This window comes from Limnospira platensis NIES-39, from assembly GCF_026000695.1.
GTDB classification, from domain to species: domain Bacteria; phylum Cyanobacteriota; class Cyanobacteriia; order Cyanobacteriales; family Microcoleaceae; genus Limnospira; species Limnospira platensis.
The window spans coordinates 3,008,543-3,030,578 of the sequence record NZ_AP026945.1 but is presented as its reverse complement, the minus strand read 5'-3'; the positions used below and the strand labels follow the sequence as shown (position 1 = coordinate 3,030,578).

The 22,036-nt window shown below is 39.0% G+C and carries 29 protein-coding genes, 1 tRNA gene and 1 pseudogene; 22 read left to right on the top strand and 9 right to left on the bottom strand.

Features of this window, described 5'->3' with window-relative positions:
• Nucleotides 1–32: 32 nt before the first annotated feature.
• The 3 genes from N39L_RS14870 (at nucleotide 33) to N39L_RS14860 (ending at nucleotide 2,924) form a co-directional block, all read left to right on the top strand.
• Nucleotides 33–1,142 carry a class I SAM-dependent methyltransferase gene (locus N39L_RS14870; RefSeq protein ID WP_006616616.1) on the top strand — a complete coding sequence of 370 codons (1,110 nt, stop codon included), beginning with the start codon at nucleotides 33–35 and terminating at the stop codon, nucleotides 1,140–1,142.
• 535 nt (nucleotides 1,143–1,677) lie between these two features.
• A complete protein-coding gene (locus tag N39L_RS14865) occupies nucleotides 1,678–1,731 on the top strand; it encodes a hypothetical protein (protein WP_434220741.1) in 54 nt (17 codons plus the stop codon).
• A gap of 377 nt (nucleotides 1,732–2,108) precedes the next feature.
• Nucleotides 2,109–2,924, top strand: coding sequence for a calcium-binding protein (locus N39L_RS14860; RefSeq protein WP_006616617.1), 816 nt, complete (start codon nucleotides 2,109–2,111; stop codon nucleotides 2,922–2,924).
• 49 nt (nucleotides 2,925–2,973) lie between these two features.
• Here the strand turns inward: N39L_RS14860 and N39L_RS14855 are convergent, their stop codons facing one another.
• Nucleotides 2,974–3,330, bottom strand: a complete 357-nt coding sequence (locus tag N39L_RS14855; protein WP_006616618.1) for a hypothetical protein — start codon at nucleotides 3,328–3,330, stop codon at nucleotides 2,974–2,976.
• A 79-nt stretch (nucleotides 3,331–3,409) separates the two neighbouring features.
• Between N39L_RS14855 and N39L_RS14850 the strand changes: the two genes are divergently transcribed.
• The 3 genes from N39L_RS14850 to N39L_RS14840 all read left to right on the top strand — a co-directional run bounded on the left by N39L_RS14850 (nucleotide 3,410) and on the right by N39L_RS14840 (nucleotide 4,952).
• Nucleotides 3,410–4,150, top strand: a complete 741-nt coding sequence (locus N39L_RS14850; protein ID WP_006616619.1) for a YdcF family protein — start codon at nucleotides 3,410–3,412, stop codon at nucleotides 4,148–4,150.
• Nucleotides 4,151–4,282: 132 nt separating this feature from the next.
• Nucleotides 4,283–4,370: transfer RNA gene (locus tag N39L_RS14845), tRNA-Ser, on the top strand.
• Nucleotides 4,371–4,745: 375 nt separating this feature from the next.
• Nucleotides 4,746–4,952 (top strand): hypothetical protein, encoded by a 207-nt coding sequence (locus tag N39L_RS14840; RefSeq protein WP_167538955.1) that lies wholly within the window; start codon nucleotides 4,746–4,748, stop codon nucleotides 4,950–4,952.
• Nucleotides 4,953–5,240: 288 nt separating this feature from the next.
• Here N39L_RS14840 and N39L_RS14835 read toward each other — a convergent pair whose 3' ends face one another.
• The 7 genes from N39L_RS14835 to N39L_RS14805 all read right to left on the bottom strand — a co-directional run bounded on the left by N39L_RS14835 (nucleotide 5,241) and on the right by N39L_RS14805 (nucleotide 9,193).
• The gene (locus N39L_RS14835; RefSeq protein ID WP_014274322.1) at nucleotides 5,241–5,495 is read right to left on the bottom strand and encodes a hypothetical protein; all 255 of its coding nucleotides are present in this window, start codon (nucleotides 5,493–5,495) and stop codon (nucleotides 5,241–5,243) included.
• Nucleotides 5,496–5,665: 170 nt separating this feature from the next.
• The gene (locus N39L_RS14830) at nucleotides 5,666–5,848 is read right to left on the bottom strand and encodes a hypothetical protein (protein ID WP_126277469.1); all 183 of its coding nucleotides are present in this window, start codon (nucleotides 5,846–5,848) and stop codon (nucleotides 5,666–5,668) included.
• 11 nt (nucleotides 5,849–5,859) lie between these two features.
• Complete coding sequence (locus N39L_RS14825) at nucleotides 5,860–6,576, bottom strand: tail fiber domain-containing protein (RefSeq protein WP_014276099.1); 717 nt, start codon at nucleotides 6,574–6,576, stop codon at nucleotides 5,860–5,862.
• Between the two features lie 156 nt (nucleotides 6,577–6,732).
• Nucleotides 6,733–7,959: a hypothetical protein gene (locus tag N39L_RS14820; protein WP_014275599.1), complete on the bottom strand. Its 1,227-nt coding sequence runs from the start codon at nucleotides 7,957–7,959 to the stop codon at nucleotides 6,733–6,735.
• Nucleotides 7,960–8,025: 66 nt separating this feature from the next.
• Nucleotides 8,026–8,373: a hypothetical protein gene (locus tag N39L_RS14815; protein ID WP_014275598.1), complete on the bottom strand. Its 348-nt coding sequence runs from the start codon at nucleotides 8,371–8,373 to the stop codon at nucleotides 8,026–8,028.
• A 26-nt stretch (nucleotides 8,374–8,399) separates the two neighbouring features.
• Entirely contained in the window at nucleotides 8,400–8,969 is a 570-nt protein-coding gene (locus N39L_RS14810) for a hypothetical protein (RefSeq protein WP_231852193.1), read from the bottom strand.
• Nucleotides 8,933–9,193, bottom strand: coding sequence for a hypothetical protein (locus tag N39L_RS14805; RefSeq protein ID WP_014275596.1), 261 nt, complete (start codon nucleotides 9,191–9,193; stop codon nucleotides 8,933–8,935). The genes N39L_RS14810 and N39L_RS14805 overlap by 37 nt, the downstream gene beginning before the upstream one ends.
• Before the next feature lie 66 nt (nucleotides 9,194–9,259).
• Here N39L_RS14805 and N39L_RS14800 point away from each other — a divergent pair, with 66 nt between their 5' ends.
• The 15 genes and pseudogenes from N39L_RS14800 (at nucleotide 9,260) to N39L_RS14730 (ending at nucleotide 18,893) form a co-directional block, all read left to right on the top strand.
• Nucleotides 9,260–11,077 (top strand): hypothetical protein, encoded by a 1,818-nt coding sequence (locus tag N39L_RS14800; protein WP_014275595.1) that lies wholly within the window; start codon nucleotides 9,260–9,262, stop codon nucleotides 11,075–11,077.
• A gap of 41 nt (nucleotides 11,078–11,118) precedes the next feature.
• Nucleotides 11,119–12,774 (top strand): hypothetical protein, encoded by a 1,656-nt coding sequence (locus tag N39L_RS14795; protein WP_014275314.1) that lies wholly within the window; start codon nucleotides 11,119–11,121, stop codon nucleotides 12,772–12,774.
• Nucleotides 12,775–12,892: 118 nt separating this feature from the next.
• A complete protein-coding gene (locus N39L_RS14790) occupies nucleotides 12,893–13,138 on the top strand; it encodes a hypothetical protein (RefSeq protein ID WP_014274315.1) in 246 nt (81 codons plus the stop codon).
• Nucleotides 13,139–13,218: 80 nt separating this feature from the next.
• The gene (locus tag N39L_RS14785; RefSeq protein ID WP_014274194.1) at nucleotides 13,219–13,860 is read left to right on the top strand and encodes a hypothetical protein; all 642 of its coding nucleotides are present in this window, start codon (nucleotides 13,219–13,221) and stop codon (nucleotides 13,858–13,860) included.
• 193 nt (nucleotides 13,861–14,053) lie between these two features.
• Nucleotides 14,054–14,518: a hypothetical protein gene (locus N39L_RS14780; protein WP_014274193.1), complete on the top strand. Its 465-nt coding sequence runs from the start codon at nucleotides 14,054–14,056 to the stop codon at nucleotides 14,516–14,518.
• A 112-nt stretch (nucleotides 14,519–14,630) separates the two neighbouring features.
• Nucleotides 14,631–14,984 (top strand): hypothetical protein, encoded by a 354-nt coding sequence (locus N39L_RS14775; protein WP_014274192.1) that lies wholly within the window; start codon nucleotides 14,631–14,633, stop codon nucleotides 14,982–14,984.
• Nucleotides 14,974–15,378, top strand: a pseudogene (locus tag N39L_RS14770) (DUF1064 domain-containing protein). Before N39L_RS14775 ends, N39L_RS14770 begins: the two are co-directional and overlap by 11 nt.
• The gene (locus N39L_RS14765; protein WP_014274190.1) at nucleotides 15,371–15,736 is read left to right on the top strand and encodes a hypothetical protein; all 366 of its coding nucleotides are present in this window, start codon (nucleotides 15,371–15,373) and stop codon (nucleotides 15,734–15,736) included. Before N39L_RS14770 ends, N39L_RS14765 begins: the two are co-directional and overlap by 8 nt.
• Nucleotides 15,737–16,025: 289 nt before the next feature.
• Nucleotides 16,026–16,415, top strand: a complete 390-nt coding sequence (locus tag N39L_RS14760; protein ID WP_231851946.1) for a hypothetical protein — start codon at nucleotides 16,026–16,028, stop codon at nucleotides 16,413–16,415.
• Nucleotides 16,416–16,500: 85 nt separating this feature from the next.
• The gene (locus N39L_RS14755; protein ID WP_014274636.1) at nucleotides 16,501–17,121 is read left to right on the top strand and encodes a hypothetical protein; all 621 of its coding nucleotides are present in this window, start codon (nucleotides 16,501–16,503) and stop codon (nucleotides 17,119–17,121) included.
• A complete protein-coding gene (locus tag N39L_RS14750) occupies nucleotides 17,118–17,696 on the top strand; it encodes a hypothetical protein (RefSeq protein WP_014274637.1) in 579 nt (192 codons plus the stop codon). The genes N39L_RS14755 and N39L_RS14750 overlap by 4 nt, the downstream gene beginning before the upstream one ends.
• Nucleotides 17,697–17,708: 12 nt before the next feature.
• Complete coding sequence (locus N39L_RS14745; protein ID WP_014274638.1) at nucleotides 17,709–17,933, top strand: hypothetical protein; 225 nt, start codon at nucleotides 17,709–17,711, stop codon at nucleotides 17,931–17,933.
• Between the two features lie 62 nt (nucleotides 17,934–17,995).
• The gene (locus N39L_RS14740; RefSeq protein WP_231852015.1) at nucleotides 17,996–18,274 is read left to right on the top strand and encodes a hypothetical protein; all 279 of its coding nucleotides are present in this window, start codon (nucleotides 17,996–17,998) and stop codon (nucleotides 18,272–18,274) included.
• An 18-nt stretch (nucleotides 18,275–18,292) separates the two neighbouring features.
• Complete coding sequence (locus N39L_RS14735; protein WP_035736471.1) at nucleotides 18,293–18,574, top strand: hypothetical protein; 282 nt, start codon at nucleotides 18,293–18,295, stop codon at nucleotides 18,572–18,574.
• Nucleotides 18,528–18,893: a hypothetical protein gene (locus N39L_RS14730; protein ID WP_014274186.1), complete on the top strand. Its 366-nt coding sequence runs from the start codon at nucleotides 18,528–18,530 to the stop codon at nucleotides 18,891–18,893. The genes N39L_RS14735 and N39L_RS14730 overlap by 47 nt, the downstream gene beginning before the upstream one ends.
• A gap of 979 nt (nucleotides 18,894–19,872) precedes the next feature.
• On the opposite strand, the gene N39L_RS14725 is transcribed toward N39L_RS14730, so the two are convergent.
• Complete coding sequence (locus N39L_RS14725; protein ID WP_014275593.1) at nucleotides 19,873–21,276, bottom strand: site-specific integrase; 1,404 nt, start codon at nucleotides 21,274–21,276, stop codon at nucleotides 19,873–19,875.
• A 297-nt stretch (nucleotides 21,277–21,573) separates the two neighbouring features.
• Here N39L_RS14725 and N39L_RS14720 point away from each other — a divergent pair, with 297 nt between their 5' ends.
• Nucleotides 21,574–22,002, top strand: a complete 429-nt coding sequence (locus tag N39L_RS14720) for a photosystem I reaction center subunit II PsaD (RefSeq protein ID WP_006616635.1) — start codon at nucleotides 21,574–21,576, stop codon at nucleotides 22,000–22,002.
• The last annotated feature ends 34 nt before the right edge of the window (nucleotides 22,003–22,036 follow it).

Below are 22,036 nucleotides of genomic sequence, written 5' to 3'. Positions count from 1 at the left end.
GCTAAATATCACAAATCGGAAGATTATCTTGCATGAATTATACCACATCCGGTGCAGAAATGCCAGCAATTAAAACATTTGTTAACAATCAAGTTAAGTTTCCTGAACGCTTTAATGGAACCATTGACAATCAGGATGAAATGTATTTATTTGCCCTCCAAAATCAAGGCTTTCCTGAACGCGCGATCATTCGTTATTATAGCAATGGTATTCGCATATTTGATGCTGTAAAACAGGTGGTTAATTGGCATTTTGGCGGTTTTAATAAGATTAGTGCATTTTTAGACTTTGCTAGTGGCTATGGACGTTCTACCAGGTTTTTTGTGCAAGAAATACCCTCAGATAAAGTCTGGATTTCTGATATTTATGCCGAGGGGGTAAAGTTTCAGGTTGAACAGTTTGGGGTCAATGGTATTGTGTCTACTTCTCAGCCAAAAGACTATCTTTGTAATCAGAGTTTTGACTGTATTTTGGCTTGTTCTTTTTTTAGCCATCTCCCCAAAGCTACTTTTTCCCATTGGTTGAGGGTGTTATATGGCTTACTTAATCCCAATGGTTTATTATTGTTTAGCGTCCATGACCGCAGTTTATTACCATCTCATTTAATGATTGATGATTCCGAGTTATTATTTTGTCTGAATAGTGAAAGCAGAACTTTGGACTTGGGGGAATATGGAACCAGTTATGTCGGCGAAAATTTTGTCGCTAATACCATGGCTGATATTTCCGAACATCAGGCTGTTTATCATCGCATACCCCAGGGAATTTGTCGGTATCAAGACCTATATATTTTGGCGAAAAATCCGACCATGACTTGGGAGAATTTTCGATATTATCATCATCCTATCGGAAAAATTGAACAGTGTAATCTTACCGCTGATGGCGTTTTGGAATTGGGGGGTTGGGTTTCCGAAATTAACCCCCGTGGTCAGGTTTCCGAAATTTTGGTTTATCAAAATACTCTCTTGGTTTATCGGGAAACAATTACCGGGGAAAATAACCCGGAGATAAAATGGCATTTTGTCTGCAAGTTAAACCAGGTGAATTTTGTTGATATTATTATGGTGAAAACCATCAATAATTTTGGGTTAGAATGGGTGTTTGATTGTGCGCCGCTAGAGTTTTGGTTGAGGGGGAACTAATTGCTATGATGAAAATCACACAGTCTCCAGTTCTAACCACTACCGAAATCCATAAATATGGGACTTTTTGGCATTCCTCAAAGAAGTAATGATGCCTTGTGGCGATCGATAAAATACCATTAGGCACTAACGTGATTCTGCCAACACTTGGAAAAGGACAAGGCCTTGCCTACTAAGCGAGACACTCCTTGCCTCAAGGTACTGCCAAACCCCCTTTTTTTTGCGCCTTACCTGGACTTGGCGGCGTACAGAGACATATCTCTGACTAACGCAGTCTGGCAGCCAGGGTTCAGGCACTTGGACGGTTCCTGCTACTCCAGCCTGGGGAATTCCCTCAGTCCGCAAACGGTCAATCAGAGACCGTGTTCCTTGGTGAATCACTTTTTTGGTGGGGTTTTCAACAAACTGTGGTCTACAATCACGACACTTGAACCGTGGTTAGCCGCTTTTGAATCTGTCTTCAACTTTGGTACATACCTAATACTAGCACCGAGATGATGATACCATTTACGGAGGTCAAGGTAATGACTCTCTCGTGGGTGAAACAGGTAGCGACCTGTTATTGGGTGATAGGGGGGATGATACTTAATGGGTATTAGCGATCGAGTTCCTGGTTATACATTAATTGATCACTTTGCTCTGGATGAGGATATCATCCAGTTAACGGACTTCCGAGGAACTTTTCGACTCTAACTTTCCCCCGAACAATTACCCCCCGGTACAGCAATTGTCGGCCAAAATCGCCAAGGAGATTTTGACTTAATTGCCCTAGTCAAGGACGTTTTCTGCTTTGATTTAGAGGAAAATTATTTTATATTTTCTTAATAAATCGCCAGAATGTTCATGTTGTACAAGTAAATGACCATGCCGACCCAAATATCGGATTTTTAGCCAGGTTTCCTGAGCTAAAATCAGGGTAGCAGAAAACATAGTCCAAGTCCGAGTTGTTGTTTATTTTTTATACCCATGGAAGACCTAATTCAAAATCTAACCAATACCGAAACCCCGTCAACCCCGTCAACCCCTGTACCTCCCCGTGTATCGACAGATGAGATAGATACCTTATTTGGTGGTCCTGGCAATAATGTTTTCCTGCTTCAGAATCATTTTGATCAATTGCCTCCCCTGAGTCCAGCCACGACTCAAATTGGTACTAACGACGACGATGAGTTATTTGGGACCAATGGGAATGATGTCATCCTAGGTCGCGGCGGTAATGATACCATTTACGGATTTATGGGTGATGATTTCATAGATGGTCAAGGGGGAGATGACCGGATTTATGGCGGTCAGGGTAATGATATCTTATCAGGGGCTGAAGGTAGAGATACCATATTCGGCGATATCGGTGATGATATCATTTACGGTGGCGCAGATGACGACCTGCTATTTGGCAACCAGGGCAATGATACAATTTATGGTGACGGCGGTAATGATACCATCTATGGCGGTCAGGGAGACGACTACCTAGTGGGCGGTAGTGGTAATGATCTGTTATTTGGTGACCAAGGAAATGATACCCTAGTGGGAATAAGTCGCGCCGGAAGAGGTTACACCCTGATCGGTGATTTTGACCCAGAGAAAGATACGGTGATGTTACGGGGACGCAGAGAAAATCATGAATTAGTTCCATCCCAGGAGCTATCTGTTGCTACCAATGTTAGTCTACCAGAAGGAACGGCAATTATTCAGACCACCCTAGATGGTACTCAGCAACTGTTAGCGGTTGTTCAGGATAATTTCTTTTTGGATATTGACGCGAGTTATTTCGACTTCTTATGACGGTTTCAGGGCGCTAATGATTAGTCATAGCGCCCTTACCATCATCCCCTTAATTATTTTCCAGTTTCGCACTACAGGTTAAAGCTACATCCACCAATTCATCTGGGGCTTGTCCAGTTTCCTGAAGTTGCTGTAGGATGTCCACAAACTCCTCAATCGAAAATCGATCTTGATACTCAAAAATGGTACACTGACAGATAGTTTGCGCTTGTTGGGGGGTTAGCCCTGACCTCTGCGATCGCTCACGACAATTGCTCACATAATTGCTGACAAACTCTTGAGGATAAGCATTCCTGGGTTGTTGTTGGTAACTAGGAGATTCAGCAGCAGCCATCGTACAGACAGTCACCGTGAAACTTAGGGAACCTAAGAAAAAAAATTGTTGCCAAATTTTGGGTATGCTCATGCTATTAATTGGATTCCGTATCAGCCGGCGGAAGTCTCCACAACTTGACATTATAGCAGTAGGATTTGGGAAGCCTTAGATGAGTAAGCCTCAGAACACCCCCAGGTTGATTAGACAAGGCGCGCGCCGCCGAGTCAAAATTTTGCTCATAGCAGCGTGCGCCTTAATGTTATTCATGAGTCTAGGACTGGTCAATCACCTGTTAATAATGCGATCGTCCGCTAGAGAACCCGTTGATACCTTCTTAGTATTGGGGGGAAGTATCCGCCGAGAAATCTATGTTTCCCAACTAGCCACAGAATATCCACAAATCCCCATTATCATTTCTAAAGGTTCCGACGACCCCTGCATTGTCAAGCTATTTGAGCGTAACAAAGCCCCCAGCCAAGGAGTTTGGTTAGAAAAATGTGCCAACTCCACCTTCGGGAATTATATGTTTAGTCAACCCTTACTCACCCAATGGGGTGCGCGCCATGTAAAAATCCTCACCTCAGATACCCACCTTACCAGGGCCCAATGGATGGCTAAAATCATGTTAGGAGCCCATGGGATTTGGCCAGAAATGGAATTAGTAGAAGAATCCGGGATACCCGGGAACACAGAATCTCTGCTCAAAACCATATTAGACCTCAGCAGAGCCATCCTTTGGGCTTTTTTTTTAGCCAGATCTGGCAACCGAGTTGTTCTGATGTTGTTCACCTTCGAGAAGTCGATATGGCTTCCTGGTGTGAAAATGGTTTTACCTGCGAGTATCAGGGGGGAGTTGATCCCGAATCCCTATGCAATTAGAAAATCAGCAGAAGTAACCGCCGATCTCTAAAATGGAGTCCAACCAGTTCGCAGCATTAGAGTGGGGTGCTTTTCTGTGTCTGTTGGCCAACCAAGACCTACAGCTTTTTTGTTGAAATTTCCCTGGGAAATGCTATAATGATTAATGAGCTTGGAAATGCCTGGAGAGGTGGCAGAGATGGTCGATTGCGACGGACTCGAAATTCGTTAGGGGTGCAAGCTTCTCGTGGGTTCGAATCCCACCCTCTCCGATTAACTTAAACCCTTATCATTATTGCGATAGGAGGAAATTAACTAACCCGTTAGTCGTACCGTTACATTCAATATGCACTCCATTGAGTCTTAGCACACGGGACGATTAGTGCATATCCCTTAGTAACAAATCTTAATTATTGACGGGTTAATCAATAAGCACAACTTAATCAATCTGTCAAATGCCTACTATCTCCCCCTAACCAAACACCGATAGGGTACTTCCCTAGCGATACCCGTCAACAGCAAGCCTAGCGGTTCCTAGCGTCACTGTTGACTGTTATCGCAACGGTCAGTTCCCTTAATATGTCTGTTTCGGTTAGGGGGAGGATATGGCTCAAAAACAACCCATAGGGGAACCCACTAGGTTATCAATGTACAACGATACCCCTATCAATGTACAACGATATCAGACCGCCTACCTGACTCCCGTAGGGAACCAGGTTATTGGGGAAATATTGGGGAGCCTACTCGCTACCAACAAAATGCGATCGCATAATCTAAACTATCTCCTACCGGAACCAACCCGATACCCCCAAACAACTTTTCACCTGGTAACTTGTTTCGTCATCTCTCGCTGATACCTACATAATCCTAGGGAATTGATTCCCCATCGAAACCGATACCTACATACCGCTAGACAAGTCTCCAATTTATAGGGGTACTGGGTTCCGCACAGGATGATTACCCCTAATAGACGGGTTAAGGTTTTGGCTTAGGGTGTTTATTGTGGGTAAATTAGAGGCAAGCATTCATATAAACTTCCAGCACTCCTGTTGCAGCACTCCTGTTAACAAAAAATATGCAAGCACCCCCTACAGTTAGAAACCATAGGGGGCCATTTAAGTTATTGGGTTAGGTGTTAGGTGTTAGGGTTTTCTCCAACCATCATCATCAATATCATCTCTGTTAATTGGAAGAGGGGGTGATTGCTTTTTATCTTCTAACTGTTTTTTACAAACTGTTGATGGCATAAAATCATTAACATATCTAATCAAATAATTTAGGCTATTTTGGATACCGTCTAACCTATTCTCAATAATTAGGTTTCCTGTATGCGTAATGAACATACTGATAATAATCGCGACAATAATTAACCCTAATTCAACTATTACCAAGTTCATTTATATTAATTTCCAAAAATGAAGTGTAAACCATTTAATTCTTTCTAGTGGAGAAAATGAAGCGTAAAAATTGCTGTACGGCGGTGATTCAATTATTTGATATTCATTAAGCCATATAATTTCACGTTTAACCATCATATTCTGCTTCACATCATTGTATGTGTAAAATTTTAACCACCCTGCCATTTTCCAGTACACGGGTACACTGTCAGCGTCAAATAATATCCTGATAAATTTACTGCCAGAAATGTCAGGTAATTTTTTAGTACCGTGTAGCTATCATCTTCTATCCTGAAATTAAGTTCATAAACTTTAAACCAATTACTTTCAGATATATCAAGTGCATTAGGCATTATCTGTTAATTTATTGTTGAGTGTTTAGCATATTTTCCAATTTGTCGATTTTTTCTGATAATTCCTGAATTGCCGCAATCACTAATGGTATCAGTTTATCATACATGATTGTTAAGTAATCTATTTTTTTGTCGTCAACTTCAGGACTATCTGTATGGTCATTTTTAACCACTTCAACTGCGTTAGGGTATATATTTTGTACTTCTTGAGCAATTAACCCAAATTGTTCTGTACTTGGATTAAAGCCATGAAATGCTGCAAGTTCATTATACTTAAACCACGTGACTGTCAATGCGTTAATTTCGCTTAACCCTAGAGTTGGTTTTGATAAAAGTGTTTTGAATTTAAGATCAGAGCTACCTTTAACGTAGTCTCCATTATCGTTAATATAAGATACATTTGTGTCTCCTACTCTAAATCTAGTATGTACTCCAGATGATGAAGAAAGAGTTGAGCTCTTTGTAAAATATGTCTGTCCGTTGTATACTTGTATTGAACATCTATCGTTAGGAACAGCTCGCCAATCGCTTTGATGAAAATTAATACCATGATATATAAATACTCTAGGATTATTATCTGCTTCTAATTGCATAGAATAATTCCCTTGATGAGAAAACGCCCAGCTATTTCCTCCAACTCTACTATTTAGTACTAAACTTGCCGAACCAGCAGTAGAGCCTATCCGGCGGATGTCAAACCCCCTCCAAACATTAAAATCAATAAGCATATTTCCATCAGGAAAACTTTCATTAGTTGCAAAAGTTACTGGATTATTTGTTATGTTAAATGTTTTAATTCCTGTTAAAGTTTGATTACCTGTAGTTCTAACTACAGTTGAATCTACATTAATTGTTCTATTAGCTGCTAAAGTTCCTCCTCCGGATCAACCATCACCTGCAGTTAATGTAATATTTGAATGTGTGTGCGTTGTGGGAGTCCTAGCGTCAGATAATCTACTATCATTACCTTGACAGGCTGTGTTTGCTGTAGTGCCATAAGCAACCGCCCATGTTGTGGCAGTACTCCCATTAAAATTATTTCCAGTTAATCCCGTACCATTTGTTAATGTATTAGGAGTATTGGCAGTTATTGTTATATTGGCACTACCATTAAACGAAGTCCCATTAATTGTTCTAGCAGTTTGAAGTGCTGTTGCTGTTCCGGCGTTTCCACTTATTGACCCGGTAATTAATGAATTAAATGTTTTAACTCCTGTCCATGTCTGATTCCCAGTTGTAATTATCCCTGAATTAGTTGCACTAGCTGTAGGTAAAGTAACATTAGTTCCTGTTGATGATGTAACTACAGGACCTGCTGTTGTTCCTGCTGTTACTCCTAAATTAGTTGCTACATTTACTTGTGCGCCTGCCGCAATCCCATCCAGCTTTGTCTTATCAGCGTTCGACATTACACCTGCAACGGTTGTTGTAGCAGCAGGTAATACAGCATTAGTACCGTCAGAACTGTTAACGGTTAACGTATTGCTTGTAGTGCTTGTAGAGAGGTTGGTGGATACGTTTGGGGCGGTGTTTCTAAACTCAGTTCCTACTAAAGTTAAGCCAGTTCCCGCAGAATAGGTTGTATTAGGAGGTGTTACCCAAACACCATCGCCGCGTAAATAGTTAGATGTACTGCCATTTGTATCAATGGCAGCAACATTACCTGAATTTGTTATTTGAGATAAGGTATGTGTATGGCTAGTTGGTGTTCTAGCATTTGATAATCTGACATCGTTACCTTCTGTAACAGTTCCAATAGTTGTTCCAAAATTTTTGTTAAATGCTGTACTTTTGGTAAAAGTAGGCTCTTTACCGTCTAATGTACTTTGAAGTCCTGTAACATTAGCAATAGTATGTGTATGTTCTGATGGAGTAAACGTAGACGGTTTGGACGTTATTTCAGTCCAGCTATGGGAATGAGTAGATGGGGGGAAAGTGCCAGGTTTATTAATAATATTATTCCAAATTAACTCAGTTAATTTGACTAAATTAGTATTGGAGTCAATAACTGCTTGTATCCGTTCATTAGTTAAATACAGATTAACTTCACCTTCTGGCAAGTCATCGGTTGATTGCCCAAACTTACTAGAGTAAATGTTGAAATTAGTCATAACTGCCTCTATATTGAGTAATCAAATAAATGGCTAATAACTTAATACTAGCCATTCATTTGATGATTACATATTGATATATTCGATAATTGTAACGCTGATACTAGCGCTAGATTCTGCTATCGCCTGTAACTCAGTTCTACCCCACGTTATTGAGATGGTATCACCTGGCTTAACCGAAAATGCAGCGTCTGACACGCTATCACCTGTAGGGTCAAATATTAGATGTACATTGGTATTTGACCGATTCTTTACAAACACCGTTCTACCGTTACTGGTAGCATTGATAGGCACAACTTCCGTGATAGTGTTAGCAGTCAAACTTATCGCGGTAGTTTCGGGAGTTCCCGGTATTTTACTGCTCATATTTAGAGTGTCTAAATTGACAATAAAACTGTAAACTGAGAAACTCATAATAAACTCCTAAATCAAAGTAAAATTTACCAATTTATTATTTGTTCTAATCCAACAATATTGGTTACGCTATCCTCAGTTATAGCATAGATAGAAGCTGTTGATTTTAGTTCATCATCCCACCCAGCGTTAGGAGGTAAATATAGGCATTGATAAGGTACACAGTTACTGATATCACCGTGACAAAACCATACCCCTACAGAACCTACGTTTTGTAAGTGCAACCTATACCGATTAATATTTGAGGGTCTAACTAATGTGGGGGTATTGCCTATTGTCACCCCAAAATTTTCGGGTTGTGTCAATGTAGGGGTTTGAGGAACTGTATCGAGTTGATATTCAGCCATGCCCAAAATATTAATAGAATCATTGTTATGTAACTGAGTTAAACACCTAGCTTTAACTATTGAGTTGCTATCAATTGCTAAACCTTCGTTTTGATTAGTGATTAATTCAATTAACAGGTTTTCGGTGTGAATGCCTCCATAATATGGCAATTTGACAATCCCTAAATTTAACCCGTTTTCTGTTGCCATATTCCCATAAAATATCTGTAAATCTACCGCTCCCTGCAACACTTCCTGTTTTTTTTCCACCGTTGGTAATAGCTATCTTCCGGGTAAATTGTGGGGATTTGTGATTGTGCAATACTGGGAGTGTAACATCTAGCGTTTAACGATGATATATAGCTGTAAATACCGATATCATATTTATATCTTTCTGTCATTAATGATTCTAAAATAGTCCCGTTAAATAACTCTATGGCGTTACTCCAGTTAGCAGCGTTGATATTAGCCGTGATATTTTTAATACCTCTCATGATTTTAACCACCTATTAATAAATTATTTGTTAGTATAATATTACTACTTTAATGTGATTATTTAAATGGTTAGAAACACAATTAACCCATGGGACCCAGGTCCTACTAGGGAGCCACCAAAGAGAGATGAACCAAAGGGAGGTAAAAAACCGCGTGGGTTTGGTAGGAGACCTGGTTTTGGGGGTGGCAGAAGCGGCGGCGGTGGTGCTGGTAACAGTTTTGGCGGTCCTAATAGCGGTGACGAGGTAGATGATGATAAAGGAAGGCAACCACCAAAACCGGGGAACGAAATGCCAGACCCTCGTGATTATCCTGTTAAAAATAATAATAAATGGCATTTAATGATTTTTGCTCAAATAGTAAATAGTAGACTTAGCAGTGGAACATCTAGTATTAATAGGCATTGGTGGAGAAGGCAAGAAGCAACAACGTCAAATTTTAGACTTAATAAGATTGGATTAGATGTCTTTATAGAGTGGGAAGAATCATGGCATGATTCAGAGTACAATTACGAAGAGCCGATAATTGTACATAATGATTATATTAAACATCGTAAGTTATACCCGTTAAAACCTTACTATATGAATTCAGGTTGTGAAAGAGTTTCATTATATGGAAGTGGCTTTAATAGTTTTTATAACTCTGAATATAACGCTTCATGTCGTGATCCAAATAGGCTTATGATTAGTCCATTATTTGGGTCTATCTTTTACCGTTTAACTCCAGCCACAACCTGGACAGACGTAACAACTGTTTGGACTAAAGACCCGGAAGCAATGTTAGAATATATACATTTATGGGAAGTTCCATATATTGATAGAGGTCATCAATCATACTACGAATATGAGTCTGACGTATTGTGGGACGCCTATCGAGGTAGGTCGTATGAAAATACACGCTGGTATCCAGTATTTCCTACGAGTACTAGATTAAACTATACTTCTTTAGACGGTCCACGAATTTGGGAGAACACCCGTAATTATAGCTATAAACTATGGATTCTGTCTGAAGATAAAGATTATTTGCCGCCAGAAAACAACGTTCGTCAAATCACAATACCAGACATGAATGAAGAATGCTGTGGAATGATTAGAAGGATTTACGAGTTCCTAGACCCTGAATCCTTTCCGGCTGAAATGCCTACAAAAATAACAGTAGATGCCGATAATCCTGATAATGGAATTAAAGAAATTAAAACATTGCCAGAGTGGTTAATGTACAGATTTGACATCGATGATGAGAGGTGGGGGGAATTTGAGGTAAAGGTAGAAATTAATGATATCAATCTTCTATCAGAAGAACAAGAAGAAGTAACAATAAAATTGCCTAATATTGCAGAATCTATAGCTGAAATTTTCGGGCTGGTTATGGAAATTGCCATCTCTCATCAGGTTACACAAAACGCTGTGTTAACCTGCTTACATGAAGCAGGTTTGGCTCACGCAGCAGCCTTTAAAGCTGGTAGGGAAGTCTCGGAAATATTAGACTATTTAGGCTTTAAAACTGAGGAAAAATACGAGAAACTAAAAACAGCTTTCACTCCAGAGGCTGATAATTTTGAGGAACTACTAGAACCTAACGAAAGTAAAGTTAAAATCACTAATCAAAAGAACGCGAAAGAAACACTAGAGACAGCCTTAAATCAAATAAAGGAAATATTCTCAATAGTTAGAGCGCAAGGTACTTTACAAGTTAATGGTAATGACCCGTCAAAAGACATATTAGCCGATTTAACTAGGTTATATGATTCAATGAAAAAACAAGACGAGATTAGAGAGCAAGAGACTAATAAAGTACAAGAATTATTGAAAAAAGACTTTCCTGATATCAAGATAGAAACCGAATTGATTGACGGCGATAACCCACTAAGAGGGACTTTGTAATGGTTGCCAGAAGTGCAAGAATGCTAAGGAGTACTCGTAGCTTGTCTAGCCGTCAAACCCGTAGCAGTATAGGTAGGAATGGCGTTAGACAAGTTAATTTAGCTCAGAGAACATCTACTCAAGAGATGGGTTGGTTTGGCAAGCTATGGGCAAAAATAACTGGTAAAGTAGTTGAATGGGGCAAAAGTTTTGGAGGTTGGTTATGGGAAGGAATTACTAAGTTTTTATCTAACTTTAGTTTTGAGAAAGTAGCACGATTTATCACGTCTAATTGGGATAGTTTCTGGAATTTCAACTGGAATATATCAGATGAACAGATAGACAAAAATATGATGAATATTGCTAATCAATTTATTAGTACTACCGCCGGTTTTTTGGGTAATATGGCAGGTAAATTAGTTTGTGGAGTATTGCCTACCATTGGTATTGCATTTATCAACAAAGCCGCTGCTATGCACATTGCCTTAAGCAAGGGACCTGAAATGCTTATGGAAGTATCTACAGCTTTCGGCTCATACGTTAAACAGTCATTTAACATGGCTATGAAAGCCATAGCATGGCAACTGTTTAAACATGGTAGACGGGTTGTTAAAATGTTTTTAGATAAAAGTCCTTCAACACTTGCAACGGCTATTGTTTCAATGGTTCCTGGTGGTAAAGGAACGATTGAAAAGTGGGGTGACGAAAAAGGTGAAGAATGGAGTTTCGGTAAACAGAGAAGGGAAGCTAGGGAGAAATTACCAGAAAAATATGATGGAAATATTAACACTATTTGGAATCAAGATAGTAGTGAAGAATTTTGGGAGGAATTCTCAGATAACTGTAAAGAAGCAATTATTTTAGTTGCTCAAGGATTAGATGAATATATTGCATTACAACGCATTGAGGAAAATAGACAACAACAATTAGTTAACGCGGTTGTAGAAAATGGTGGAGAGCGATTTAGACTAGTATCATCATTAAGAAACCTTCAAGAAAATGTAGCAAATGTGTTAGCTCAAACTGAAATACTAGGTAATCGTGATATGGGGCAATTTGTAGGGTCTGGAGATATCTCTGAAGTTCCGAATAGTAGTAATTTAAAAATTCAATTAACCTTTATTTTATATAACTACAAAAAACCTCCATATTGGACTAAAGAACGTAGGAGTACATTACCAAAAACTCAAATAGAACTCCCATCAGTAGAAAGAAGTAAAATAACCTGGGATAAATTACAAAGGATATTTACTCAACCTAGTAAATCAGCGTTCACAAAAGGCAATATCAAAGTAACCTGCAATATGCGAAATGGTAGGAAATTTTCATTTTTTGTGAATGAATCTAGCAAGTCAGATGCTGAACGTATTTGTAAGGATTTAGTACAATTAACAGATTCTAGTATTGTTTACCCTTTGATATTTGAGGAAAGGAAAGGTTTTGGCGGTAGGGAAAATGCGAAACGAATAAAGGAAACAAAAATGTATATATCGGAGGTCAAAATACTTAACTGGGAATTAATTGATAAGTTTGAACAAGCCAAAATCGATATGGGAGAAAGTTCCGCTTTAGCAATGTATAAAGACCCTAGGAAGTCTAAAGTAAAAATTCCTTTACATTTTGAGAATAAACCTAGCTGGGTAGATGATGTAATCAGAACAGCTACGAGGACATCGTTAGAGATGAAAACCGGGAACCAACCACCAACTACAGTCTAATGTAGTTTTCATTAAATAGAAGCTACATATATGTAGCATTTCCTTAACGAAAATATAACTAACACCAAACTGATATAGGTGTGATCTTATTACTATTGATTTATTAGAGGTAATGACTATGGCAAGCCCCGTAACTCTTAATGGTGCCACTCTCGAACACCAATTGCTAGAAGTTATTGAACAGGTTCAGAGAGCGCAAATAAACGCAACTAGAAACCCTAATGGTGTAACGGTAGTTACAGCTTATACCCGCAACATGGCAACTGGAGCTGTGACAGTATCCCTAACAATCCCTACTGATGATGTTTTGGATGCTACTAATGGCTCTATCGATGTAGAAGCTATTGCTGTTTTTGTTGACTAGGGTTCATTAACTAGGTAGACAACAATAGTGTTAATGTCTACCTATCTAAGGTTTTGTTTGATAATTAATGAGGTTAAATTATGCCATTAAATGATGCTTACGATAAATATAAAGCAAATTTTGTTGCTAAACTAGCGGAACCGAAAGGCACTTGTATCGGCAGGAGTTTGATGGTTGAGGCTCCAGTAGACAAGACATCAAAGTATGTTATCCCAATGCCTATGTTGCTGCTTTATACGCTATCCGATAACGCCGTAACACAGGAACCCGTCCTGGTGCGAGACTTAACTATCTGGAGACCTCCCGTTAGTGGAACTACATCAACTAATGCTAATAGGCGTAATATCATACCAGGGGCTAGAGTTAGGTCATGGAAACGTATAGAGTACACAAAGATTTTTGTAGAAGCTCCTGCCTCTATGGGTGGAGTATGGAGAACATATCGCACATCAGGAACTAACGCGGGTGATAGGAAGCTAAGATTTATTGGTTTAAAAGTTCCTCAAATTTTCTCGATTAATTCTTTGCTATATGTTTTTGCTCATTACTGGAGCAAAAAACCCGCGAGTATTAGAACCTATAACTCAATGTTTCGTATTCCGGCTGAATCTGAAATTACCCTCGATAACCTAGGAGAACTAACCACAGGTAAAACTGAAGCACCTAATCAAGTACAAGGAAACCTTAGCGCTTTACCTGAGAAAACAGGCAACAAACCATAATAACTATCTTGTTGCTAATTATATACCCGTTAAATCACAAAATAGGATTAACGAGTTTTTTGTATTGGTTATTATTTGTACATTCTATATATACTTAATGTAATACTTGATATTTTTATAAATAAGTGTAAATTGTATAATTTATGTTTATTTTTAATAAATTAATTAGATAAGATAATTTTAATTAAATACAGTGAATTCAAAAGAGCAAGGTAACTATACAGTTACAGAATCAATTGAAGGTAGCGTAACTGTAGAAAATGTAACTAATGTCAATACTAATAAAGTATTGACTCCTACAGAATACCAAGAGACGTTGAGTCGGTTTAATCAGTTTACTAAGTTTCTGGAGTTGGTTAATACTTACCTTCCTTACCCCAAAACTTCATTAATTCAATCATTGACCAACAAACTCCAAACGTCGGAGATTATCAACTCAAATACCTTTTATCTGACATATTCAGAGATTGCCACACTTAAACGAGTCACCAACGCAATCCTGACGCTATTAAAAGCAGGTGGAGTAAAGCTACCTCGTAAGGTTACGGGAGCCATACAGGATGATATTAATGCACTAGAAGACCATCTATTGGGCTCTGAGAGTGATTTAGAGGATGAAGATAATGAAGTCAACCCATTTTCTAGTTGGTTAGATTAAGGCTAGTCCAAAATAAAACCACCCATATATTATCTGTTTTCAGGACTGAAAATACAGTCCTGAAAATGAATAATACCCAGGTGGCAGTCAACAAGCATCAGGAAATTATAGCATGATACCACGTCATTGGTCCGAGGTTAGGCTTAACCTACGAAACATCGCGTTAACCCCCTTGATGTATATCGGTCATTCCCTATATATCAAAGTTCCAATTTCCAGTGGAAAGTCAGGAATAACGTGGCCATCAACTTTAGTTAAGTTTGATAAGGATTTTATCGCTTATTTTTTAGGTAAAATCATTAAAAAATTAATACCATTAAACCCCGAAAAACTTGAGGAATTAATGGAGGATGCACTTGAGTATTACAGAGAAGAATACAGCATCTATGCGGCGGAAAATGGCTTAGACAAAGAAATTGATAACCCTAGCGGAAGTTTCGGAGTGCACCCAAAAGATGAGAAATAAATACAATGCTAGAGGACAAAAAATAGACAGCTATTATTTTTCAAGTGCATTTGAATGTAGGGTTTATCACCTTCTACGAAAACATGATAATCAATTAATTGTTCACCCTAAAATGACATTAATTGAACATGCAAAACCTTGGAAAAATATCACCTGGATTCCAGATTTTTAGAGTCCGTTCTTTAATCGTTACATCGAAGTTAAGGGAGTATTAACTGATTCATTTAAGCTAAAAATGCAGTTATTGCAGTACCTTAATCCTGGTTTAGTCAATCAGTGTTGGTTTGTTATAAGGGGGACATCCTACCGATGGCAAGGCATCTCATTTATCAATATCGACGAGTTTAAGGGGCTTTGGAAAAACTTAGAGATTCCAAGGGTAAACAATGAATAAACTGCACTACAAGGGGTTATTTTCCATTGACGGTGAGTTAATAAACACCACCTATAACCCACACCTATTTGAGTCAGAAACCACTCAAATAGCCTACCGGATACTAACCCCTATAAAGGAACATAAAACCCAGGAAATCCTTGATTTAGCTTATTCCTATATGGGTTGTTATAGCCCTAGGGGGGACTACAGAGGTCACGCTACAGCAAGGTTGACAAATGAAGGCAGCCTACGAGTATCAATTGTTGGTAACCCTCAATTTTGGGAGGTATGCAAAAAAATTTCAAACGTCATAATCAATCATCAAAGGATAATTAATCATGAGTATCGGATATTACGGCAAAAAACAGGACGATAAATTTAGTTATTGCAGTGCAGTTAAGCCCGGTGAAACGGCAACCTTTCTAATTGTTGATTATGCATAATTCCGAATTAAGTCACCTCATTTATGGATATTCGGGAAAGGTGTATCAGGGGATTTTTCTAACTTCAATGATAGGGATTGGAGTTATTCCAAAGGTGATAAATAATTAATTGCTGTACGGTTTTGTATTGAAAAATACGAGACTGAATATAACGGCAAAAAACGAGAATACACCCCTACATCTCCAGAACTCGCATTGCTTAAAATAGTCGAAAGTGACTCAATGCTTACAGACGGTTCTGTGATGTTTACAGCAACAATAAATCTAAGTCAATCATCAGTCAGACCTTCTGACAGGATATTAGAGGGAAATATCGGAGACGATAATTTAAACTCTGATATTTCTAATATCTTAGAAATTGAATGTATTAATCCATTCAATCAATCTTTCGCTACTTACTCAATCGGAGATATTGACGCTTTCATTGAATCCAAAACTAAAAATAAAGCAGGATTTAATGGAAAGGCAAAATACAAAACCTTCGAGGAAAGGTTAACAGAAGGGGCTAAGGTTTTGGATTGTGACCCTAGCTTTGAGAGTCTTTATAACAAGGTTAAACAACTTGATTCTAATGTATTAATTGCATTAATTGAATTACTGCGATTAATGTAGTCACAAATAAATCCCCCCTAAATATTTAGGGGGGAATAACCACCATACCATGTCAACAAGTCAAGAGCGATAAGAGGTTACTACCATGTCTGAGGACTATATTGATTATAGGCTAATCAGAAGCCAAATGTCATCTGAACTAGAAGAAATAATCACAGAAGGCAACCTGGGTGAGCAATTAGAGTCTGTTTTACGGGCTGTCTGTGTTCTGCCATATCCTGATATCCAATTCCCTATTGTAACCTCGTTTATAGCGTCTCCAGTAACCCTTATGAGTACAGCTGGCATCCTGTTCCTTTGGGGGTCTAGCGGTACTGGAAAGTCACAGATAGCTACCGTAGCATCTGAACTATACAAGACAACCTCGGTGCTTGCTAATAGCACTTTCGCTTCACTGAGAAACAAGATACAACATGAACGATTTTATGACCCCCTTCAATGTGAATTTGAGAAAAATTTTATATTGGTATGGGAAGATATCACCCCTAGCTTATTAATTGAAAATGAGAATATGTTATCGCTTTTCAAGGTGTTAAACCGCAAAAATAGCCGAATAACCATCAGTAGTCAGACACCGGGAACTAACATGATTTTTAATGCTTTCGCTTTAAAGGTGATTAATTCAATACATCCATTGTGGACATTTTGGGAGTTAAACGAACTCAAAAGACGGATGTTTCCTATATGGTTTAAAAAGAGACTATGACATCAGAGGAATATAGGGGCAATGGTTACGAGTTAAGTGATTTAAACGATGTAGAGGATATTACGCTTGATAAATTATCATCTCAATTAGAAATTTTCTGGAGAAATATCGATAACTGCAATCAATACAGCAAGGTCAAAAAACAACTACAGAAACACAAAAAAGATATCATTAACGCTAGGTTATCAAGTGAAATTATTGTCACCCATTCATTGATTTATCAATTATCTATCAATGAATCAATTAAACGCTTCAATGATTACTGGGATTTTGTTAATGAAAAAATCTTGACTATATCATCAGGTACTGAACAATTTTTAGACAGTTTTATCACTCAAGGTATTGAGGCAAAAATGAAACAAAATAACCAGGCAATTAACGCGGGATGTCCTGAGTTAACCGAGGTTGTAACTGATATCGACCCGAAAGCGTTAAAAGAAGCCATTGAGAGAGCCAAAACAGATGGATATCTTGATAGTCGCGTTAATGTTTCAGAGTTGACTAATCTAATGAAAAATAGAGGATATAATATGATTAATCAGAACAGCAAAAATGTTTGGAAACACATCATATAGGAGACCAAAAAAATGACTAAACCTCCCAACACAAATGCCATTATAAAGGCACGGTTTAAAACATTTAAACAAATGGTAGATAGTACAGTCTACAACGCTAATAAAGAAGACGCTAAGGAAACGTTAATTTCAATAATGAATGATTGCGAGGTTGAGTTATCCTTAGCAGAAGCGAAAAAACAATTATCGCTCAAACAGCTTAATTATATTCAGCATTTACTAACCAAAATCGAATAATTTAAACCCTTCCGAAATGACGTTAAACTATCACAACTTAACCACTATCAAAGGATAAATCCATGTCAATCAAATTAAGTACACCCGGATTAAACGTAGTAGAATATAGCTACATGAGTAATCGATTAAATCCTAACGTTGTAGGATTACTTGACTTAGTAGAACTTGCTATCACATCTGAACAATTCGACGAAATTGTCGAATTTATTCAAATCCACAGGCATTTTTTAAACGCGGAAATCGAGTTACTCAAAGGTATTGAAGCCTTGCTTGATGCAAAAATTACAGAACACAACAATAATCAAAATCACCCCGATAATGATGATCACAAGTTCAATTAATCAATAGGAAATAAAGCCATGAATGAGTTTGAACAAGAAAAAATGATGGTTATTGCAGAAATGGCTAGGGAGATTTTTGTCAGATTAGCTGGCAATAATTTAACAGCAACTCGTGAGGATAGAATCACGATAGCAGAAATTGCTCATAATTACGCTATTGACTTTCTGGCAGTACACGAGAAATGGGTAGAATCTCAGTATCCAATTATTACTCGATTCGATTCAGACGTAATATCACCTGAATGTAACCTTAATGGTTATAACAGCGATATCCTACTGGGAGGTGATTTTCATGCCTAAGCTACTCCCAGTAGTCACACTAACAGGGTCTTACAAAGGGTTTCTGGTAGGTCATGGTAATATCTGTATCGAAGTAGGTTCTTTAGAATGGTTTAAATACCTAGAAACCCATAAATCTTTTTCAGTAGAGGTTAATGGTAAACGATTTACAGCTTGCAAAAAACTCTCAATTAATGGTTTTACCTACTGGAACCTCAAAGGGTGGGATGGTAGCGTCAATCATCACATCTACATAGGGAAATCTGACCAACTCATTGTAGACAAGCTAACAGACGTAGCGTTAGCTATGATTACTAAGTGCAGAATGAGTAACAGCTAAACCCTAAACCCTAACACCTAACACCTAACAGCTAACCCTAACTCAATAACAACCTTAACCCTTATCGTGTCCTATCATGATAGGGGTTGTTTGTATTTTTTGCCAGTAGTCTATTGCCAGTAGTCTATTGGAAGTTTATATGAACCCACCCCTAGTTTACCCACAATAAACACCCTAAGCCAAAACCTTAACCCGTCTATTAGGGGTAATCATCCTGTGCGGAACTCAGTACCCCTATAAATTGGAGACTTGTCTAGCGGTATGTAGGTATCGGTTTCGATGGGGAATCAATTCTCTAGGATTATGTAGGTATCAGCGAGAGATGACGAAACAAGTTACCAGTTGAAAAGTTGTTTGGGGGTATCGCTTCAGTATGTCATAGCCAGGTTAGTCGTGATTATGCGATCGCATTTTGTTGGTAGTGAGTAGGCTCCTCAATATTTCACCAATAATCTGACTACCCCTATGGGTTTTGAAATTTGAGCCATACCCTCCCCCCATAACCGAAACAAACACTCTTAGGGGTGCGACCGATGTGATAGCAGTCAATGGTTCGTAACGAACCGATAGGCTTGCCATTGACGGGTATCACGAGAGAGTTACCCTATCGGTGTTTGGTTGGGGGGTGGTATGGGTATTTGACAGATTGATTAAGTTGTGCTTATTGATTAACCCGTCAATAATTAAGATTTGTTACTAAGGGATATGCACTAATCGTCCCGTGTGCTAAGACTGAATGGAGTGCATATTGAATGTAACGGTACGACTAACGGGTTAGTTAATTTCCTCCTATCGCAATAATGATAAGGGTTTAAGTTAATCGGAGAGGGTGGGATTCGAACCCACTATAAAGCCTACAACCCTTATTCTACCGTTACTCTAGTGCACTCAAAAGCGATCGCATTATTAGGAGTTAGTGCAAAATGAAACCCCCTAGGCTAAATACCTAGGGGGTGTTGTATTGTGGGTTTATTGGAGATTAATCATCAAGCTGATATAGCAATCTGAGAATAGCCTTAACCTCTGGTAGGTCTGGATTGATACCATTATTGGTTAACACTTGCCTTCCCATGTCTAACGGCAATGGTTGCCTTTGATGTCGCGTCAGGATACCTAACTCTGTGGCAAGGTTGCGACGTTTTTTGTACTTGCTGTCATTAACCGTTACCGAGTGACCAAACGAACGCGCTCTGATTTCCTGTGGTATCCCATTCATCTCTCCCAGTTGGTTACCAAGATGACGGAAAGCATAAGCTTGAGTAAATCCCCAATTATGTTGTGATAACCATTTACGGTGATTATCGTTAAACATACCAGGGTTTTTAGACTTAGTAACAGGTAAGTAGACGTTATGAATCCCTAGGCGGTTAATCAAGGTTTTGTCTTTTGACATTGGGATAGCTAACCGCCAGCCTGTCTTGATGCTACCACCAAAATAGGTAAATTCTCCAATCACTAACACTAACTCAATGTTGGTAGGGTCAGATATGGCTGGGAAGGTAATGCCATCAATCTTAACTGGCTTAGTTAAATTTTGACCTGCTGCTACTTCAGACGGTCTTAACCCATATAAAGTACACATTGCACTAACCCAACACCAACCATCACGAGCGTTATTGTCTGTGACAGAACGATAATCAGCGTTGCGTTCTTTGTCTAGTAAACTTAACAAGGTATCCAAGTCTATACTTTGGGATTCAGCAAATACTGTTTGGGTAGGGTCAATTTTTTCTAGCTTGTCCAGTGCTTTTTTGCAGCCAGCCCGTTCCGCTACCTGCCTTAACTTGTAATATCGGTCCTTAAAATCCTTATGTCCTACCGGGCTGCTACCGTCTGGCAATGGAGTATACAAGGTTTCTTTTATACCCTCCCAGGTAACGTAACTATCCCAGTTTGTAACTTTGTTAAATACATCTAAGAAACAGCGCTTAAAAGAGGCTCTGTCACTAGCTATATCACGGGAACGTTTGCGCTTAGTGTTTTTGTGAACTCCGTTAAAGTAATCATCCTCCATCTCTTTAAACACTTGACGGTAGGTGATTAAGTCATTCTCTAGGGGAGTTTTGTTTTCATCAAGGATAGTAGCCTTGTACCAGTCCAGCCATTCAGACACCGACTGAAATTGTCCGTCAAGGGATTTATGAACTAACCAGGCCTTATCAACAGCCTTACGGATACCCTCTGAGGTAAATTGACAATTACACCCCCTTTGTTTACGTCCCCCAGTTTCCGGGTCATTGGTGATGTCTAGTTGGATTGTCCCCCGGTTACGTTTAATCCTGACACCCTTGGGACATTGTTTGCGGGATAGGTTGAAAAACTCAAGAATATCCTCAAAGCCTTGATATGTACCACTATGTGTACTGTTTGTACTTGCACTCATTTTGCACTAACTCCTAATAATGCGATCGCCATTGAGTGCATTAGAATGGCGGTAGAATAGGGGTTATAGGCTTTATAGTGGGTTCGAATCCCACCCTCTCCGGTTTTGCTCAGGCTCAATCATGACCAGCCCTGGCGCTAATCCCTACCTCTGCGAGCGATCGCGAGCGAGGGGTTAGGGTAGGGTTTGGCTGTTTTTATGGCTGCTGTGGATATCTGTGTAACGGATCTTTACGATCGCTACTGAGAAGGTATTATCAGTGATAGGATGCCGTAAAAACCTTTGAGATAATTTTCTATGGTAGAAACACTGACAGGAAAAGCTCCCAAATTCGGTGGTAGCACAGGTGGTCTTCTCACCAAAGCCCAAGTTGAGGAGAAATATGCCATTACCTGGACCAGCACCAAAGAACAGGTGTTTGAAATGCCCACAGGTGGCGCAGCTATTATGAACGAGGGAGAAAACTTGCTCTATTTGGCTCGCAAAGAGCAGTGTCTCGCCTTGGGAACCCAACTGCGGACAAAATTCAAGCCGAAAATCGAGGATTTCAAAATCTATCGGATTTTCCCCAATGGCGAAATGGAATATCTCCACCCCAAAGATGGCGTTTTCCCTGAGAAAGTTAACGAAGGTCGGGAGTTCAACGGAAAAATCGATCGCAAGATTGGTGATAACCCCAACCCAGCTAGTGTTAAATTCAGCGGTAAAGCCACCTACGAATCTTAGGGGTCTATGGGCGGGGTGGGTTCACCTGACTTGT

Excerpts from the sequence above, each read along its gene's own strand:
- N39L_RS14870 (WP_006616616.1), top strand. The coding sequence starts at position 33 with ATGAATTATACCACATCCGGTGCAGAAATGCCAGCAATTAAAACATTT.
- N39L_RS14860 (WP_006616617.1), top strand. The coding sequence starts at position 2,109 with ATGGAAGACCTAATTCAAAATCTAACCAATACCGAAACCCCGTCAACC.
- N39L_RS14855 (WP_006616618.1), bottom strand. The coding sequence starts at position 3,330 with ATGAGCATACCCAAAATTTGGCAACAATTTTTTTTCTTAGGTTCCCTA.
- N39L_RS14850 (WP_006616619.1), top strand. The coding sequence starts at position 3,410 with ATGAGTAAGCCTCAGAACACCCCCAGGTTGATTAGACAAGGCGCGCGC.
- N39L_RS14840 (WP_167538955.1), top strand. The coding sequence starts at position 4,746 with ATGTACAACGATACCCCTATCAATGTACAACGATATCAGACCGCCTAC.
- N39L_RS14835 (WP_014274322.1), bottom strand. The coding sequence starts at position 5,495 with ATGAACTTGGTAATAGTTGAATTAGGGTTAATTATTGTCGCGATTATT.
- N39L_RS14830 (WP_126277469.1), bottom strand. The coding sequence starts at position 5,848 with ATGCCTAATGCACTTGATATATCTGAAAGTAATTGGTTTAAAGTTTAT.
- N39L_RS14825 (WP_014276099.1), bottom strand. The coding sequence starts at position 6,576 with ATGCTTATTGATTTTAATGTTTGGAGGGGGTTTGACATCCGCCGGATA.
- N39L_RS14820 (WP_014275599.1), bottom strand. The coding sequence starts at position 7,959 with ATGACTAATTTCAACATTTACTCTAGTAAGTTTGGGCAATCAACCGAT.
- N39L_RS14815 (WP_014275598.1), bottom strand. The coding sequence starts at position 8,373 with ATGAGTTTCTCAGTTTACAGTTTTATTGTCAATTTAGACACTCTAAAT.
- N39L_RS14805 (WP_014275596.1), bottom strand. The coding sequence starts at position 9,193 with ATGAGAGGTATTAAAAATATCACGGCTAATATCAACGCTGCTAACTGG.
- N39L_RS14800 (WP_014275595.1), top strand. The coding sequence starts at position 9,260 with ATGGTTAGAAACACAATTAACCCATGGGACCCAGGTCCTACTAGGGAG.
- N39L_RS14790 (WP_014274315.1), top strand. The coding sequence starts at position 12,893 with ATGGCAAGCCCCGTAACTCTTAATGGTGCCACTCTCGAACACCAATTG.
- N39L_RS14785 (WP_014274194.1), top strand. The coding sequence starts at position 13,219 with ATGCCATTAAATGATGCTTACGATAAATATAAAGCAAATTTTGTTGCT.
- N39L_RS14775 (WP_014274192.1), top strand. The coding sequence starts at position 14,631 with ATGATACCACGTCATTGGTCCGAGGTTAGGCTTAACCTACGAAACATC.
- N39L_RS14765 (WP_014274190.1), top strand. The coding sequence starts at position 15,371 with ATGAATAAACTGCACTACAAGGGGTTATTTTCCATTGACGGTGAGTTA.
- N39L_RS14760 (WP_231851946.1), top strand. The coding sequence starts at position 16,026 with ATGCTTACAGACGGTTCTGTGATGTTTACAGCAACAATAAATCTAAGT.
- N39L_RS14755 (WP_014274636.1), top strand. The coding sequence starts at position 16,501 with ATGTCTGAGGACTATATTGATTATAGGCTAATCAGAAGCCAAATGTCA.
- N39L_RS14750 (WP_014274637.1), top strand. The coding sequence starts at position 17,118 with ATGACATCAGAGGAATATAGGGGCAATGGTTACGAGTTAAGTGATTTA.
- N39L_RS14745 (WP_014274638.1), top strand. The coding sequence starts at position 17,709 with ATGACTAAACCTCCCAACACAAATGCCATTATAAAGGCACGGTTTAAA.
- N39L_RS14740 (WP_231852015.1), top strand. The coding sequence starts at position 17,996 with ATGTCAATCAAATTAAGTACACCCGGATTAAACGTAGTAGAATATAGC.
- N39L_RS14735 (WP_035736471.1), top strand. The coding sequence starts at position 18,293 with ATGAATGAGTTTGAACAAGAAAAAATGATGGTTATTGCAGAAATGGCT.
- N39L_RS14730 (WP_014274186.1), top strand. The coding sequence starts at position 18,528 with ATGGTTATAACAGCGATATCCTACTGGGAGGTGATTTTCATGCCTAAG.
- N39L_RS14725 (WP_014275593.1), bottom strand. The coding sequence starts at position 21,276 with ATGAGTGCAAGTACAAACAGTACACATAGTGGTACATATCAAGGCTTT.
- N39L_RS14720 (WP_006616635.1), top strand. The coding sequence starts at position 21,574 with ATGGTAGAAACACTGACAGGAAAAGCTCCCAAATTCGGTGGTAGCACA.